The sequence below is a fragment of the Streptomyces sp. NPDC048644 genome, assembly GCF_043199105.1.
GTDB lineage: Bacteria > Actinomycetota > Actinomycetes > Streptomycetales > Streptomycetaceae > Streptomyces.
The window spans coordinates 281699-294686 of the sequence record NZ_JBICVO010000008.1 but is presented as its reverse complement, the minus strand read 5'-3'; the positions used below and the strand labels follow the sequence as shown (position 1 = coordinate 294686).

The 12988-nt window shown below is 74.3% G+C and carries 12 protein-coding genes; 11 read left to right on the top strand and 1 reads right to left on the bottom strand.

Annotated features, from left to right (window positions below; all coding sequences use genetic code 11):
• The first annotated feature begins 57 nt into the window (after window positions 1–57).
• The 3 genes from ACGFNI_RS20600 to ACGFNI_RS20590 all read left to right on the top strand — a co-directional run bounded on the left by ACGFNI_RS20600 (window position 58) and on the right by ACGFNI_RS20590 (window position 3697).
• Window positions 58–831, top strand: coding sequence for a YidC/Oxa1 family membrane protein insertase (locus ACGFNI_RS20600; protein WP_393685680.1), 774 nt, complete (start codon window positions 58–60; stop codon window positions 829–831).
• 138 nt (window positions 832–969) lie between these two features.
• The gene (locus ACGFNI_RS20595) at window positions 970–1827 is read left to right on the top strand and encodes a fumarylacetoacetate hydrolase family protein (RefSeq protein WP_393685679.1); all 858 of its coding nucleotides are present in this window, start codon (window positions 970–972) and stop codon (window positions 1825–1827) included.
• Window positions 1828–1993: 166 nt separating this feature from the next.
• Window positions 1994–3697, top strand: coding sequence for a choice-of-anchor A family protein (locus ACGFNI_RS20590; RefSeq protein ID WP_393685677.1), 1704 nt, complete (start codon window positions 1994–1996; stop codon window positions 3695–3697).
• Between the two features lie 108 nt (window positions 3698–3805).
• Here the strand turns inward: ACGFNI_RS20590 and ACGFNI_RS20585 are convergent, their stop codons facing one another.
• On the bottom strand, window positions 3806–4912 hold the full coding sequence (locus ACGFNI_RS20585) for a Gfo/Idh/MocA family oxidoreductase (protein WP_393685676.1): 1107 nt from the start codon (window positions 4910–4912) through the stop codon (window positions 3806–3808).
• Between ACGFNI_RS20585 and ACGFNI_RS20580 the strand changes: the two genes are divergently transcribed.
• The 8 genes from ACGFNI_RS20580 (at window position 4911) to ACGFNI_RS20545 (ending at window position 12949) form a co-directional block, all read left to right on the top strand.
• Window positions 4911–6158, top strand: coding sequence for an ROK family protein (locus tag ACGFNI_RS20580; protein WP_393685675.1), 1248 nt, complete (start codon window positions 4911–4913; stop codon window positions 6156–6158). The two genes, ACGFNI_RS20585 and ACGFNI_RS20580, sit on opposite strands and share 2 nt — an antisense overlap.
• A 160-nt stretch (window positions 6159–6318) precedes the next feature.
• Complete coding sequence (locus tag ACGFNI_RS20575) at window positions 6319–7410, top strand: hypothetical protein (RefSeq protein ID WP_393685673.1); 1092 nt, start codon at window positions 6319–6321, stop codon at window positions 7408–7410.
• A gap of 31 nt (window positions 7411–7441) precedes the next feature.
• Window positions 7442–8212: a GntR family transcriptional regulator gene (locus tag ACGFNI_RS20570; protein ID WP_393685671.1), complete on the top strand. Its 771-nt coding sequence runs from the start codon at window positions 7442–7444 to the stop codon at window positions 8210–8212.
• 139 nt (window positions 8213–8351) lie between these two features.
• Complete coding sequence (locus tag ACGFNI_RS20565) at window positions 8352–9473, top strand: TIGR03364 family FAD-dependent oxidoreductase (RefSeq protein ID WP_393685669.1); 1122 nt, start codon at window positions 8352–8354, stop codon at window positions 9471–9473.
• A 5-nt stretch (window positions 9474–9478) separates the two neighbouring features.
• A complete protein-coding gene (locus ACGFNI_RS20560; RefSeq protein WP_393685668.1) occupies window positions 9479–10186 on the top strand; it encodes a phosphonatase-like hydrolase in 708 nt (235 codons plus the stop codon).
• A 1-nt stretch (window position 10187) separates the two neighbouring features.
• The gene (locus ACGFNI_RS20555) at window positions 10188–11291 is read left to right on the top strand and encodes an ABC transporter ATP-binding protein (protein WP_393685666.1); all 1104 of its coding nucleotides are present in this window, start codon (window positions 10188–10190) and stop codon (window positions 11289–11291) included.
• Window positions 11284–12165 carry a 2-aminoethylphosphonate ABC transporter permease subunit gene (locus tag ACGFNI_RS20550; RefSeq protein ID WP_393685664.1) on the top strand — a complete coding sequence of 294 codons (882 nt, stop codon included), beginning with the start codon at window positions 11284–11286 and terminating at the stop codon, window positions 12163–12165. Before ACGFNI_RS20555 ends, ACGFNI_RS20550 begins: the two co-directional genes overlap by 8 nt.
• Window positions 12152–12949 (top strand): ABC transporter permease, encoded by a 798-nt coding sequence (locus ACGFNI_RS20545; protein WP_393685662.1) that lies wholly within the window; start codon window positions 12152–12154, stop codon window positions 12947–12949. Before ACGFNI_RS20550 ends, ACGFNI_RS20545 begins: the two co-directional genes overlap by 14 nt.
• The last annotated feature ends 39 nt before the right edge of the window (window positions 12950–12988 follow it).

Genomic DNA, 12988 nt, shown 5'->3' with positions numbered 1-12988 from the left:
GTCCGTCACGCCGATTCCGCATTCCGGCACGACGAGACCCGTGGAGGGCTCCCACCCATGTCCGTATTCGGTTTTCTCGGCGATCTCCTGGAGCACGGCGCCCAGGCGATCGACCCGCTCTTCGGTGCTTCGGCCACGGCCGTCGCCATCGTCCTGTTCACCCTCGCGGTACGCGCCGCGCTGCACCCGCTCGCCCGCGCCGCGGCCCGTGGCGAGAAGGCGCGCAGCGCGCTCGCCCCGCAACTCGCCGCCCTCCAGCGCAAGCACAAGGGCAACCCCGAACGCCTGCAGAAGGCGACCGCCGCGCTGTACGCCGAGACCGGCGCCTCGCCGCTGGCCGGCTGCCTGCCGACGCTGCTTCAGATGCCGGTCTTCTTCGTGATGTACCACCTGTTCTCGACCGGTGGCGGCAGCCTGCTCGACCACACCCTGTTGGGTGCGCCGCTCGGCGGCAGTTGGCGGCAGGCGCTCGGCGACGGCGGGGTCTTCGGCCCGCAGGGGCTGGTCTACCTCGGCCTGTTCGCCCTGATCGCCGCCGTCGCCACCTGGAACTTCCGGCGGGCGCGTGCCGCGGTGGCCGGCGCTCCGCGGCCGGACGCCGGGGGCGCCGCGCTGCCCGGCATGGCGGGGGTGGCGAAGCTGATGCCGCTGCTGTCGTTCGGCACGCTGATCACGGTGGCGGTGGTGCCGCTCGCCGCCGGCCTGTACCTGGTCACGACCACGACCTGGACGGCGTGCGAACGGGCTCTGCTGCACCGCGACCGCACCCGCGCCGGAGCGGCGCCGGTAGCCCCCGGCGGCACGGTGCGGCCCGCCACCACCCCGCGGTAACGGTCCGGTCCGTGAACGCCGTCTTGCAGACTGCACCGAGTTCTTGGACGATCAGCCGAATTGCTCGATGGCCGTCCCCCATCGCCCGGCCCGGAAGTCCCTTCCAGGGCCGACCCTTCGACCACGGGAGTTGTACCGATGAAGCTGCTGCGTGTCGGAACGGCAGGGGCCGAACGCCCGGCGCTGCTCGACGCTTCGGGGGTCCTGCGGGACCTGTCGGGCCTGGTGCGGGACATCGACGGCGCACTGCTCCGCGACGATGAGGCGCTGGCACGGATCCGTGCCGCGGAGGCGTCGGGCGCACTGCCCGCGATCGAGGCGGCGGGGCTGCGCACCGGACCGCCGGTCGCCGGGATCGGCAAGATCGTGTGCATCGGGCTGAACTACCACGATCACGCCCGGGAGACCGGGGCGAAGGCCCCCGAGGAGCCGATCCTCTTCATGAAGGCCCCGGACACCGTCGTCGGCCCCGACGACACGGTGCTGGTGCCCCGGGGCAGCGAGAAGACCGACTGGGAGGTGGAGCTGGCGGTCGTCATCGGCCGTACCGCCCGCTATCTGGAGACGGACGCGCAGGCGCTGGCCGCCGTCGCCGGCTACGCGGTGGCGCACGACGTCTCCGAGCGCGCGTTCCAGATCGAGCGCGGCGGCCAGTGGGACAAGGGCAAGAACTGCGAGACCTTCAACCCGCTCGGCCCCTGGCTGGTCACCGCGGACGAGGTCCCCGACCCGCAGGCGCTCGGCGTCCGGCTGTGGGTCAACGGCGAGCTGAAGCAGGACGGCACCACCGCCGAGCAGATCTTCCCGGTGGCCGAAGTGGTCCGCTACGTCAGCCACTTCATGACCCTGTACCCCGGCGACGTCATCAACACCGGCACGCCGGCGGGGGTGGCCATGGGGCAGCCGGAGCCCAAGCCGTACCTGCGGGCCGGTGACGTGGTCGAGCTGGAGATCGACGGCCTGGGCAGGCAGCGCCAGCCGCTCAAGGACGCCTGACCGCGCTCCCGGGCATCCGGAGTATCCGGCACTACGGCAGATGGCCCCGGCCGGGGCCATCTGCCGGTCGTTTTCGGGCGACGCGCCCCAGCGGTCTGCCCTGCGCACGGACGGCATCCGCATAGTGCCAGACATGCCAAGAAAGAGGACAAAATGGTTTAGGGCGGTGCTGGCCGCACTGATCGGTACGGCGCTCGCCGCGCTGCTCGGACTGGGTGCCGCCGTGGTGTTCGCCGAGCCACTCCCCGGCGGGCTCGGCCCCTGTCTGGGCAGCGCGTGCCCCGGCTCCTACAACGATCCGAACAACGGCCCGATCGCCGGCCGCGACGAGAACATCAATATCTACGTCGGCGGCGACTACCGCGTCGGCGGCTCGGCGGCCGAGGCCGAAGGCAAGATCGTCACGCTCGGCAACTTCTCCGTGAACAAGACCGGCGGGTCGAGCGTCTACAACGTCGGTGTGGTCGGCGTCGGTTCGCGGGTGCCGCCGCCCAACGGCTCCGACTTCCTCACCGTCGGCGGCGACCTCACCGTCGCCGCGGGCCAGCGGCTGCTCGCCGAGGAGGGCAGCACGTCGGGTGTGGTCAAGTACGCCGGGGCGCTGAGCGGCACGGTCATCCCCGCCCCCGTTCACGACCCGGCCGCCGCCGAGCCCTACCGCGGGCTGCGGCAGCAGCTGACCGATTCCAGCAGCTGCTACGCGTACGAGAACGGCGCCTCCAGGCCGGCCACCGGCACCGCCGTCAACCAGGGCTACCAGACGCTGTTCCGCGGTGACGGCACCTCCCAGCTCCAGGTCTTCAACGTCGACTTCGACATCGCTTCGGCGAACGGCGGCGACCAGGGCATCGCCTTCGAGAACATCCCGGACGGCGCGACCGTCCTGGTCAACATGCTCGGCGACAGCCGCACCATCAGCTCGTACATCGGGCACGACCTCCAGCCGGCCGGCATCCGCGAGCGGCTGCTGTGGAACTTCCCTGACGCGAACACGGTGACCTTCAAGGGCAGCGCCCAGTTCCAGGGCGCCGTGCTCGTCGGCCCGCAGGCCAGCCGTACGTCGGTGAGCATGCCGGGCATGAACGGCCGCTTCTTCACCGCCGGTTCCCTGGACCACATCGGCACCGCGGGCACGGAGATCCACAGCTACCCCTTCACGGGCGACCTCCCGGACTGCGGCCCGGAGCCCACCACCAGCCCGACGGAACCCACGGCCACCCCCACGGAGCCGACGGTCGCCCCGACGGAGCCGACGGAGACACCCACGGAGCCGACCGCGACGCCGACCGAGCCCACGGCGACCCCGACGGAGCCGACCGCGACGCCGACCGAGCCGACCGCGACTCCCACGGAGCCGACCGCGACTCCGACGGAGCCGACGGCCACACCGACCGAGCCGACTTCGCGTCCCACCGAGCCGACCTCGCGTCCCACGGAGCCAACCTCGCGTCCCACCGAGCCGACGTCACGGCCGACCGAGCCGACGTCACGGCCGACCGAGCCGACCTCTCACCCGACCTGGCCCACCGGGCACCCGACCTGGCACCCGACCTGGCATCCGTCGGGACATCCCACCTGGCATCCGTCGGGACACCCCACCGGGCACCCGTCGGGACACCCCACCGGCAAGCCGACCGACGACCCGTGGCCGGGGCACAGCTCCGGCGGCTGGGGGCACGGCGGCGGTGACGGCGGTCACGGGCACGGCGGCGGACATGGCGGCGGCCACGGTGGCGGACACGGCCATGACGACGGTGAGCTGGCCGCCAGTGGTGCGCTCAGCAACCCGTGGATCATCGGCGCGTCCGGTGGCGCGCTGCTCGCAGGGCTTGCACTGGTCCTGCTGGTGAGGAACCGCCGTTCCAGCTGACGGCACCCGAGGCCGGACGGGGGAACAGCCGGCCGGACAGTGATCCAGGGCTTCGACCGCCATGGTGTGGTCGAAGCCCTGGAGCATGTCAGGAGACCGCGACCGCGCTCACGCGGGTGCCGTGATCGTGACCGTGCGGCCCTCGGCGGCGGACAGTTTGGCGGCCTCCAGGACCCGCAGCGCCGCCGCCGCTTCGGTCGCCGTGACCGGCGGCAGGCCGCCCTCGCGCAGCGCCCGTGCGACGGCCGCGTAGTAGGCGGGGTAGTCGCCCGGCAGCGTCGGCACGACCTCGCCGCCACCGTCGCGCGGGGACGTGCCCGCCCCGAGCCTTCCCCAGGAGGACTCCGGTTCCACGCCCCACGCCGTGCCGTCCGTGGTGGGCCGCAAGCCCTCGCGCAGGGCGGCCTCCTGCGGGTCCAGCCCGTGCTTCACATAGCCGGCCCTGCTGCCCAATACCCGGAAGCGCGGCCCGAGTTGGGCGGTGGTGGCGCTCATCCACAGGTGGGAGCGGACGCCCGAGGCGTGGGTGACGGCGATGAAGGTGTCGTCGTCGGCTTCCGCGCCGGGGCGCCGTACGTCGGACTCGGCGTAGACGGACGCGGCCGGACCGAAGAGGGTCAGCGCCTGGTCGACGAGGTGGCTGCCGAGGTCGTACAGCAGGCCGCCGACCTCCGCCGGGTCGCCCGACTCGCGCCAGCCGCCCTTGGGCTGGGGCCGCCACCGCTCGAAGCGCGATTCGAAGCGCAGCACCTCGCCGAACGCGCCCTCGTCCAGCAGCTTGCGCACGGTGCGGAAGTCGTTGTCCCAGCGGCGGTTCTGGAAGACGGAGAGCAGCAGCCCGCGGGATTCGGCGAGCGCGGCGAGCTGTCCGGCCTCGGCGGCCGTCGCGGCCAGCGGCTTGTCGACGACGACCGGCAGGCCGGCCTCCAACGCGGCCGTGGCGAGCGGCACATGGGTCTTGTTGGGCGAGGCCAGCACGATCAGGTCGAGCGCGTCGGCGCGGTCGATGACGGCTTCGGGGGTGTCGACGGTGCGGACCCCGGGGTGCTCGGCGCGGGCCTGCGCCTGCCGTTGCGGGCTGCGGGTCGAGACGGTGTCGACGACCAGGTCGTCGGCCGTGGCGATCAGCGGGGCGTGGAAGACCGAGCCCGCCAGGCCGTAACCGATCAGGCCGACGCGGAGCGGGGAGTCGGGGGTGCCGGTGGAGTCGCTCATGGAACCACTTAAGCAACGCTGTTGCCAAAGTGCAACACGTGCCGACAATGGAGGGGTGACCAGCAACGATCCCGGCCCGCACGGCACCGAAGGCGCCCTTCCCGCCCCCTCGGGCTTCAATCTGCCGGCCCTGCGCGGGCACAACACCGCCCTGCTGCTCGGCCTGCTGCGGGCGGCGGGCGCGGACGGGGTCAGCCGGCTGGAACTGGCCGAGCGGAGCGGTCTGACCCCGCAGGCGGTCAGCAAGATCACCGCACGGCTGCGGGCCGGAGGACTCGCGGCCGACGCGGGCCGTCGCGCCTCCACCGGCGGCAAACCCCGTACGGTCCTGCGTCTCGTCCCCGGCGCCCGGCACGCCGTCGGGCTGCACCTGGACCGCGACGAGAGCACCGCCGTACTCGCCGACCTCGCGGGCACCCCGGTCGCCGTGCGCCGCGCCCCGCTCGCCTTCGGCGCGGGCCCCGGGGCGGTGCTGGAGCGGGTGGCGGAAGAGGTCGCCGCGGTGCGGGCGCAGGCCGTCGCCCCGCAGGTGCTCGGCGTCGGCGTGGCCTGCCCCGGGCCGCTCGACCACGCGTCCGGTGTGCTGCACCGGGTGACCGGGGCCCCGCACTGGGACGGATTCCCGCTGCGGGACGCCCTCGCGGAGCGTCTCGGCCTGCCCGTCGTCGTCGACAAGGACACCAACGCGGCGGCGCTCGGCCTGGCGGGGGGCGCGGCGGACGGCGGTGCCGGGTCGTTCGCCTATCTGCATCTGGGGACGGGGCTCGGCGCGGGGCTGGTGCTGGACGGCGGTCTCTACCGCGGGCCGCACACCGGCGCGGGCGAGTTCGGGCACCAGGTCGTGCAGTGGGACGGGCCGCTCTGCGGCTGCGGGCGGCGCGGCTGTGTGGAGGCGCTGTGCCTGGCGGCGGTGGCGCGCGGCGATCTGCCGGGCGCGGCACGGGTGCTGGGGGTGGGCGCCGCCAACCTCGTGGAACTGCTCGACGTGGAGCGGGTGTTGCTGGGCGGGCGCACGGTGTGGGAGTGGCCGGATGTCTTCGTGGCCGGTGTGGCGGGCGAGTTGGCGGCGCAGGCCGCGGCCCGCGGCAGGACCGGCGGTCCGGTGCCGGTGGCGACGGCCGCCGGGGGCGCGCGGGCGGTGGCGGACGGGGCGGCGCAGTTGGTGCTCGGGCCGCTGTTCGGCCCGCCCCGAACGCGGCCCGGCCGCAGGGAGATGACCAACCACCCCGGCGCGAAAATCATCTGATAAGGCGGCATTCGGCCGCCGGACGGGTGCACGGCATGCGGGTCTCCCGGGCGCCGCCGGTGCCCGTGGCAGGGTCTGGCCAGGCCGTGCGCGGCGGGCAGGGGGCACCGCGGCGACGCACCGCCTGACGACCCGAGCGACTCAGCAGCGGAGGACCGCCATGCACCCGTCCGGCAGGCACCCGTCCGGCGCGGCCACGCCCAGCGCAGGCCGGCAAGGAAGAGGCGTCAGGGGGCGCGAGGGACGCGACACCCGTTTAGGGCGCGTCCGCCAAACCCTGCCCGCCCTGCGGTCCGCCCCGCGGCACGGCGCATGCCGCCGCACCGGGCGGCGGGCGGCGCGGGCGCTGCTCACCGGGGGGCTGCTGTCCGCCGCGCTCGGCGTCGCGCTGCCGGACGGTCTGTCGGCCGCGGCGGACGCGTACGCCGTCCCGTCGGGACCTGCCCCGGTGACGCCGTACCGCCGGGCCGCGGCGGAGGGCCGGGACGGACCGGGGGGCCAGGCCGGATGCGGCCGGCAGGAAAGCGGCGGCGCCCCGCTCACCGCGCGGGCCGGCGGCGCCCCGGGGGAGTACGCGGCGGGCGACGGCTGGCGCGGCTGGCAACTGGAACTCCGCAACACCGCCGACGCGGCCTGTACGGACGTGCACCCGGCCGTGGTGCTGGCCGCGGAGCGCCACGGCCTGCAACCGGACATGATCCGGCTGGAGTTCCGGGATCAGACGACCGGCGACTGGCTGCCTGTGCCCTTCGCGCCCACCGACAGGCACGAGCAGATCGGCGTGCTCGGCAAGGGCGGCACCGGGCCGAACGGCGGTGCGGGCGGCGGGAGTCGGGCCGGTCACGGCCTGACCGTTCCGGCGCACGGCGCCACGGCCGTGCCGGTACGGATGCGGTTCGCCAGGGACACCCCGCGCGACCGGGTCGCCGCGGGTGTCACCACTGACCGCAGGTCCGAAGGCGGCGGCGCCGGGGCGAAGCCGTCCGGCGACTACGCCTTCACCGTCTACTCCGACGCCGGTCCCACGATCCCGTACGACCCCTCGTTCCCGGTGGCGCCCGCCCGCGCCGACGCGCCCGTATCTCCGCTGACCGGCCCCGCCCGCGCGGACGGATGGTTCCAAGTGCCGGGCGCCGCACCGCAGTTGGCGGCCACCGGGCAGGTCCCGATGTTCGGGCTCGGCGCCGCCGCCGCTGCCCTGCTGATGAGCGGCGGCCTGCTGAAGGCGGGGGCCAGGCGCCTGCGCCGCTGAGCCGGGCCGTGCGGGGTGCGAGGATCACGCCGTGGAGTTCCCGTACGGCCAGGAACCTGGCGCACCCATCCGGTCCGGCATCCCCGAGCACGGACGCATCCCGAAGTACTACGCGGCCAAGGTCGGCATCGCCGCGCTGCTCGCCGATGCGGACGAGGGCGAGCCGCTGCCGCCCGAGCGCGACCTGGCGCAGCGGTTCGACGTCTCGCGCGAGACGCTGCGCCAGGCGCTGCGCGAACTGGTCCTGGAGGGGCGGCTGCGCCGGATGGGCCGCGGCACCGTCGTCGCCGGGCCCAAGCTGGCGCAGCCGCTGTCCCTGGCCAGCTACACCGAAGGCGTCCGTGACCAGGGGCGGCGCCCCGGCCGGCACCTCGTCGGCCTCGACCGCTTCCCGTGCCCGCCCGCGCTCGCCGCCGACCTGGGGGCGGCGGCCGGTGATCCCGTGTGGCACATGGAGCGGGTGCTGCTCGCCGACGACGAACGGGTGGGCCTGGAGAGCACCTACGTAGCGGTGGCGCGGGTGCCGGATCTCGACACCGCCTTCGATCCCGACTCGTCCTTCTACGCCTACCTCCACGAGCGGCTCGGCATCGGCTTCGGCGACGCCGACGAGCGGCTGGAGACGGTGCTGGCCACCCCGCGCGAGGCGCTGCTCATCGGCACGCCAGGCGCCCTGCCGATGCTGCTGATCCACCGGCTGTCGCGGGACACCAGGGGCCGCCCGCTGGAGCGGGTGCGCTCGCTCTACCGCGGCGACCGGTTCTCCTTCACCACGCATCTGGGGACGCCGGCCCGGCCCTGACCGCCGGCCGGACGGCGCCTTTCGTCCGGAAATCGGGTCACGGAAAGATAACGGGTCTAGGCCAAACTTGAAGCCGTGTTCACCGTCGCGTCGCCCGGCCGACCGCGGCGGGTCACCCGGCGCCGCGAGCGTCTGCGGCATGCGAGTCATAGTTGTCGGAGCCGGCGTGCTGGGAACCCTGCACGCCTGGCACGCAGTCGAGCGGGGCCACGAGGTCCTGCACATCGAGCGGGAGGCCGAGGCCCGCGGCGCCTCGGTCCGTAACTTCGGGCAGATCTGGGTCAGCGGACGGGCCGGCGGCGAGGAGCTGGCGACCGCGCTGCGCGCCCGCGAGCTGTGGGAGGGCATCGGCGCCCGCGTCCCCGGCATCGGCTTCCGCGCCATCGGATCGCTGAGCATCGTCAAGAACGCCGCGGAGCGGGCCGTCGCCGAGGCCGCCACCCGCCGCCCGGACGCCGCGGCCCGCGGCTACCGGCTGCTGGACGCCGATGAGGCCCGCGCGCTCAACCCCGCGCTGCGCGGCGACTTCGCCGGCGCCCTGTGGTGCGAGCGGGACGCCGCCGTCGAACCCCGCGTCGCCCAACGCGCCCTGAAAGACACGCTGTTGGCGTCCGGACGGTACCGCTACCTCGGTGGCCGCGAGGTCCGCGAGGTGCTCGGCGGGCGCGCGGTGCGAGACGACCACGGCGATGTCCACCACGGCGACAGCGTCGTCCTGTGCACCGGCGCCTGGCTCGGCGGCCTGGTCCGCGAGCTGGCACCCGGCCTGCCGGTGCGCCGGGTACGGCTCCAGATGCTGCAGACCGATCCGCTCGGCGAGCCGCTGACCACCTCCGTCGCCGACGCCGACAGCTTCCGCTACTACCCCGCCTACGCGAGCGGAGCCCTGGACGCGATGGCCGCCGCCCAGGCGCAGACGCCGACCGCCGCCGCGCACAAGATGCAGCTGCTGATGGTCCAGCGCGCCGACGGCGGCCTGACCATCGGCGACACCCACGAATACGAGACGCCCTTCGGCTTCGACGTCGTCGAGGACCCGTACGCGCACCTCACCGGCGTCGTCGAGTCGATACTCGGCCGCCCGCTGCCCGCCGTACGGCGCCGCTGGGCCGGTGTCTACGCCCAGTGCACCGACACCTCACGCGTCGTCCACCGCGAACAGGTGCAGGACGGCGTCTGGCTGGTCACCGGGCCCGGCGGGCGCGGCATGACCTGCGCCCCCGCCATCGCCGAAACCACCGCGAACGACCTGGGCTGGTGACACCGATGACCGCACCGCACACCCCGCACGACCCCCGCGACACCGAACTCGTCGTGCTCGACATGGCCGGCACCACCGTCGCCGACGGCGGCCTCGTCGAGCGGGCCTTCGTCACGGCGGCCCGCGCGCTCGGCGTCGAACCCGGCAGCCCCGACCACGAAGAAAAGCTCCGGTACGTCCGCGCCACCATGGGCGAGTCCAAGATCTCCGTCTTCCGGCACCTCTTCGGCGACGAGGCGAGCGCACGGCGCGCCAACACCGCCTTCGAGGAGGCGTACGGGGAACTCGTCGACGGCGGCCTGATCACCCCGCTGCCCGGCGCCCGCGAGACCATCGAAACCCTCCGCGCCGCCGGTCTGACCACCGTCCTGACCACCGGCTTCGCCCGCGTCACCCAGGACGCGATCCTGCGCGCGCTCGGCTGGCAGGACCTGGCATCGCTCACCCTCTGCCCCGCCGACGCCGGGCGCGGGCGCCCCTACCCGGACATGGTGCTCACCGCCCTGCTGCGCACCGGCGCCACCGACAGCGTGCGGCGGATCGCGGTGGCGGGCGACACCTCGTACGACATGCTCTCCGGGTGCCGCGCGGGTGCCGCCGTCGTCGCCGGGGTCCTCACCGGCGCGCACGACGCGGCGCAGCTGGAGACGGCTGGTGCCACCCACGTCATCGGCTCGGTCGCCGAACTCCCCGCGCTGCTCGGGGTGGTGTGAGATGCCGCCCGCACCGCAGGCGGACACCCCGGCGGGCATCCGCTTCGACGGGGTGAGCGTCGCCTACGGCCGCAACGTCGTCCTGGACGGCCTCGATCTGACCGTCGAGCCGGGCGAGGTGATGGCGCTGCTCGGGCCGTCCGGATCCGGGAAGACCACCGCGCTGCGGGCGGTCGCCGGGTTCGTCAGGCCGGTGTCGGGGCGGGTGCTGATCGGCGGCCGTGACGTCACCGACCTGCCGCCGTACCGCCGCGGCATCGGCATGGTCGTCCAGCAGTACGCCCTGTTCCCGCACATGAAGGTCGCCGAGAACGTCGCCTTCGGCCTCAAGGCGCAGAAAGTGCCGCGTGCCGAGATCGCCCCCCGGGTGACCGAGGCGCTGGAGATGACCGGCATGGCCGGGTACGCGGAACGGCACCCCAGGGAACTGTCCGGCGGGCAGCAGCAGCGGGTGGCCATCGCGCGGGCGCTCGCCATCCGCCCCGGCGTGCTGCTCCTGGACGAACCGCTGTCCGCCCTCGACACCCGGCTGCGCTCCGGCATGCTCGCCGAACTCGCCCGCCTGCACCGCGAGTTGCCCGACGTCTCCATCCTCTACGTCACCCACGACCAGGTGGAGGCGCTGACCCTCGCCGACCGGATCGCCGTGATGGACCGGGCCAGGCTGCGCGACTGCGGCACGCCCCAGGACCTCTACCGCCGCCCGCGCACCGAGTTCACCGCCTCCTTCGTGGGCACCGCGAACCTGCTGCCGGTGACCGTGGCGGACGGCGCGGTCCGCTTCGCCGGCCGGACGCTGCCGCTCGCCACGGGCGGCGCGGCCGATGGCGCCGCCGCCACCCTGTGCGTACGCCCGCACCTCGTCGGCATCGGCGAGAGCCCGGCGGGGGACGGCGCCACCCTGCGCGGCACCCTCACCGACATCGAATGGCGCGGCGCCACCCACCGGCTGTACGCGGAGGTGTCAGGCCACCGCGTCATGGCCGACGTCCGCGAACTGCGCGAAACCCCGGCGCCGGGCGACGGGATCGCCCTCCACTTCGCCCCCGATGACGCGGTCCTCATCCCCGCCGGGCTCGCCGAAGGCGGCGTGGCCGATGGCTAGCGCGGCACGGCCCGGCGCGGCACCGGCCGCCCGCCGCACGCACGCCCTCTGGGCGCTGCCGCCCGTCGCCGCGCTGGCCCTCGTCTTCCTCTATCCGCTCGCCCTGGTGGTGTGGCAGTCCTTCAGCCCCGAGGACGGCGGCCACTCCACCGCCCCCTACGCGGCGGTGCTCGCCCAGGCGTCGTTCCGCGCCGCGCTGGCCGACACCGTGCTGATCGCCGTCGGCGCCACCGCCGGCGCCCTCGTGCTGGGCTGCGTCCTCGCGCTGGTCATCGCCTTCGTGCCGTTCCCCGGCGGCCGGGCGCTCGGCCGCTTCATCGACGTCTTCCTCGCCTTCCCCTCCTTCCTCATCACCCTCGCGCTGCTCTTCCTCTACGGCACCGTCGGCGTCGCCAACGGCGTGTGGGTCCAGGCGACCGGCGCGGCGAGCGGCCCCTTCGACTTCCTGCACACGCCCTGGGGCGTCCTGCTCGCCGAGGTCACCTACTTCACGCCCTTCGTGATGCGCCCGCTGCTGGCCGCCTTCGCCCAGGTGGAGACCGGTCAGCTGGAGGCCGCCTCGTCCCTCGGCGCCCGGCCCTGGCGGATCGTGCGGCAGGTGATCCTGCCCGAGGCGCTGCCCTCGCTCGCGGCGGGCGGCGCGCTGGTGCTGGTGATGTGCCTGAACGAGTTCGGCATCGTGCTCTTCACCGGCGCCAAGGACGTCGTGACCCTGCCGGTCCTCGTCTACACCAAGGCCATCCTCGACGGCGACTACACCGGGGCCTGCGTCGTCGCCGTCGTCAACATCGCCCTGTCCGTCGCGCTGTACGCGCTCTACCGGTGCGTGGCGGCCCGTACCGCCGCGGGAGGTGTCCGCCGTGCTCGTGCATAGCCGAGCTGCCCGATGGGCGGTGTGGACCGTCTTCTTCGCGCTCTTCCTGCCGCTCTTCGCGCTGCCCCTGCTGGTGATCGTGGCCGCGTCCTTCGCCACCGGCTGGAGCGGAGCCCTCCCCTCCGGCGCGACCCTGGCGCACTACCGGGACATGGCGCACGGCGGCTCCCTGGACGCCCTGGTGACGAGCGTGTCGACGGCACTGGCCGCGAGCGTCATCGCGCTGACGGCCGGTACCTGGGCGGCGCTGGCGGCCGAGCGGCTGCCGCGCCGCGTCCGCAGGATCGTCGACGGCCTGTTCCTGCTGCCCGTCGCCGTGCCGTCCGTCGCCGTCGGTCTTTCCCTGCTGGTCGCCTTCTCGCAGCCGCCGCTGCTGCTCAACGGCACCCGGCAGATCGTGATCATCGCGCACACGGTGCTGGTCACCGCCTTCGCCCACCAGTCCGTCAGCGCCGCGCTCGCCCGTCTCGACCCGGCGTACGAACAGAGCGCGGCCGGGCTCGGCGCGCGCCCCGGCTACGTCCTGTGGCGGGTGAAACTGCCGCTGCTGCTGCCGTCCCTGACCGCAGCCGCCGGGCTCTGCTTCGCCCTGTCCATGGGCGAGTTGAGCGCCACGATGATGATTTACCCGCCCGACTGGATGCCGCTGCCGGTGCAGATCTTCGCCACCACCGACCGGGGCTCCCTCTTCGCGGGCGCCGCGCTCGCCGTCGTCCTGATGGCCGCCACCCTCCTCGTCCTGCTCGCCGTCTCCCGCATCCGCACCAGGGCCTCGTACCGCTGACCCCCGGCCGGCCGCCCCCTCCCACCAGGAGTCCCACCC

What these genes read in the sequence shown, in the direction of transcription:
- ACGFNI_RS20600 (WP_393685680.1), top strand. Translation starts at nt 58, where the DNA reads ATGTCCGTATTCGGTTTTCTCGGCGATCTCCTGGAGCACGGCGCCCAG.
- ACGFNI_RS20595 (WP_393685679.1), top strand. Translation starts at nt 970, where the DNA reads ATGAAGCTGCTGCGTGTCGGAACGGCAGGGGCCGAACGCCCGGCGCTG.
- ACGFNI_RS20580 (WP_393685675.1), top strand. Translation starts at nt 4,911, where the DNA reads ATGGAACCACTTAAGCAACGCTGTTGCCAAAGTGCAACACGTGCCGAC.
- ACGFNI_RS20585 (WP_393685676.1), bottom strand. Translation starts at nt 4,912, where the DNA reads ATGAGCGACTCCACCGGCACCCCCGACTCCCCGCTCCGCGTCGGCCTG.
- ACGFNI_RS20575 (WP_393685673.1), top strand. Translation starts at nt 6,319, where the DNA reads ATGCACCCGTCCGGCAGGCACCCGTCCGGCGCGGCCACGCCCAGCGCA.
- ACGFNI_RS20565 (WP_393685669.1), top strand. Translation starts at nt 8,352, where the DNA reads ATGCGAGTCATAGTTGTCGGAGCCGGCGTGCTGGGAACCCTGCACGCC.
- ACGFNI_RS20560 (WP_393685668.1), top strand. Translation starts at nt 9,479, where the DNA reads ATGACCGCACCGCACACCCCGCACGACCCCCGCGACACCGAACTCGTC.
- ACGFNI_RS20555 (WP_393685666.1), top strand. Translation starts at nt 10,188, where the DNA reads ATGCCGCCCGCACCGCAGGCGGACACCCCGGCGGGCATCCGCTTCGAC.
- ACGFNI_RS20550 (WP_393685664.1), top strand. Translation starts at nt 11,284, where the DNA reads ATGGCTAGCGCGGCACGGCCCGGCGCGGCACCGGCCGCCCGCCGCACG.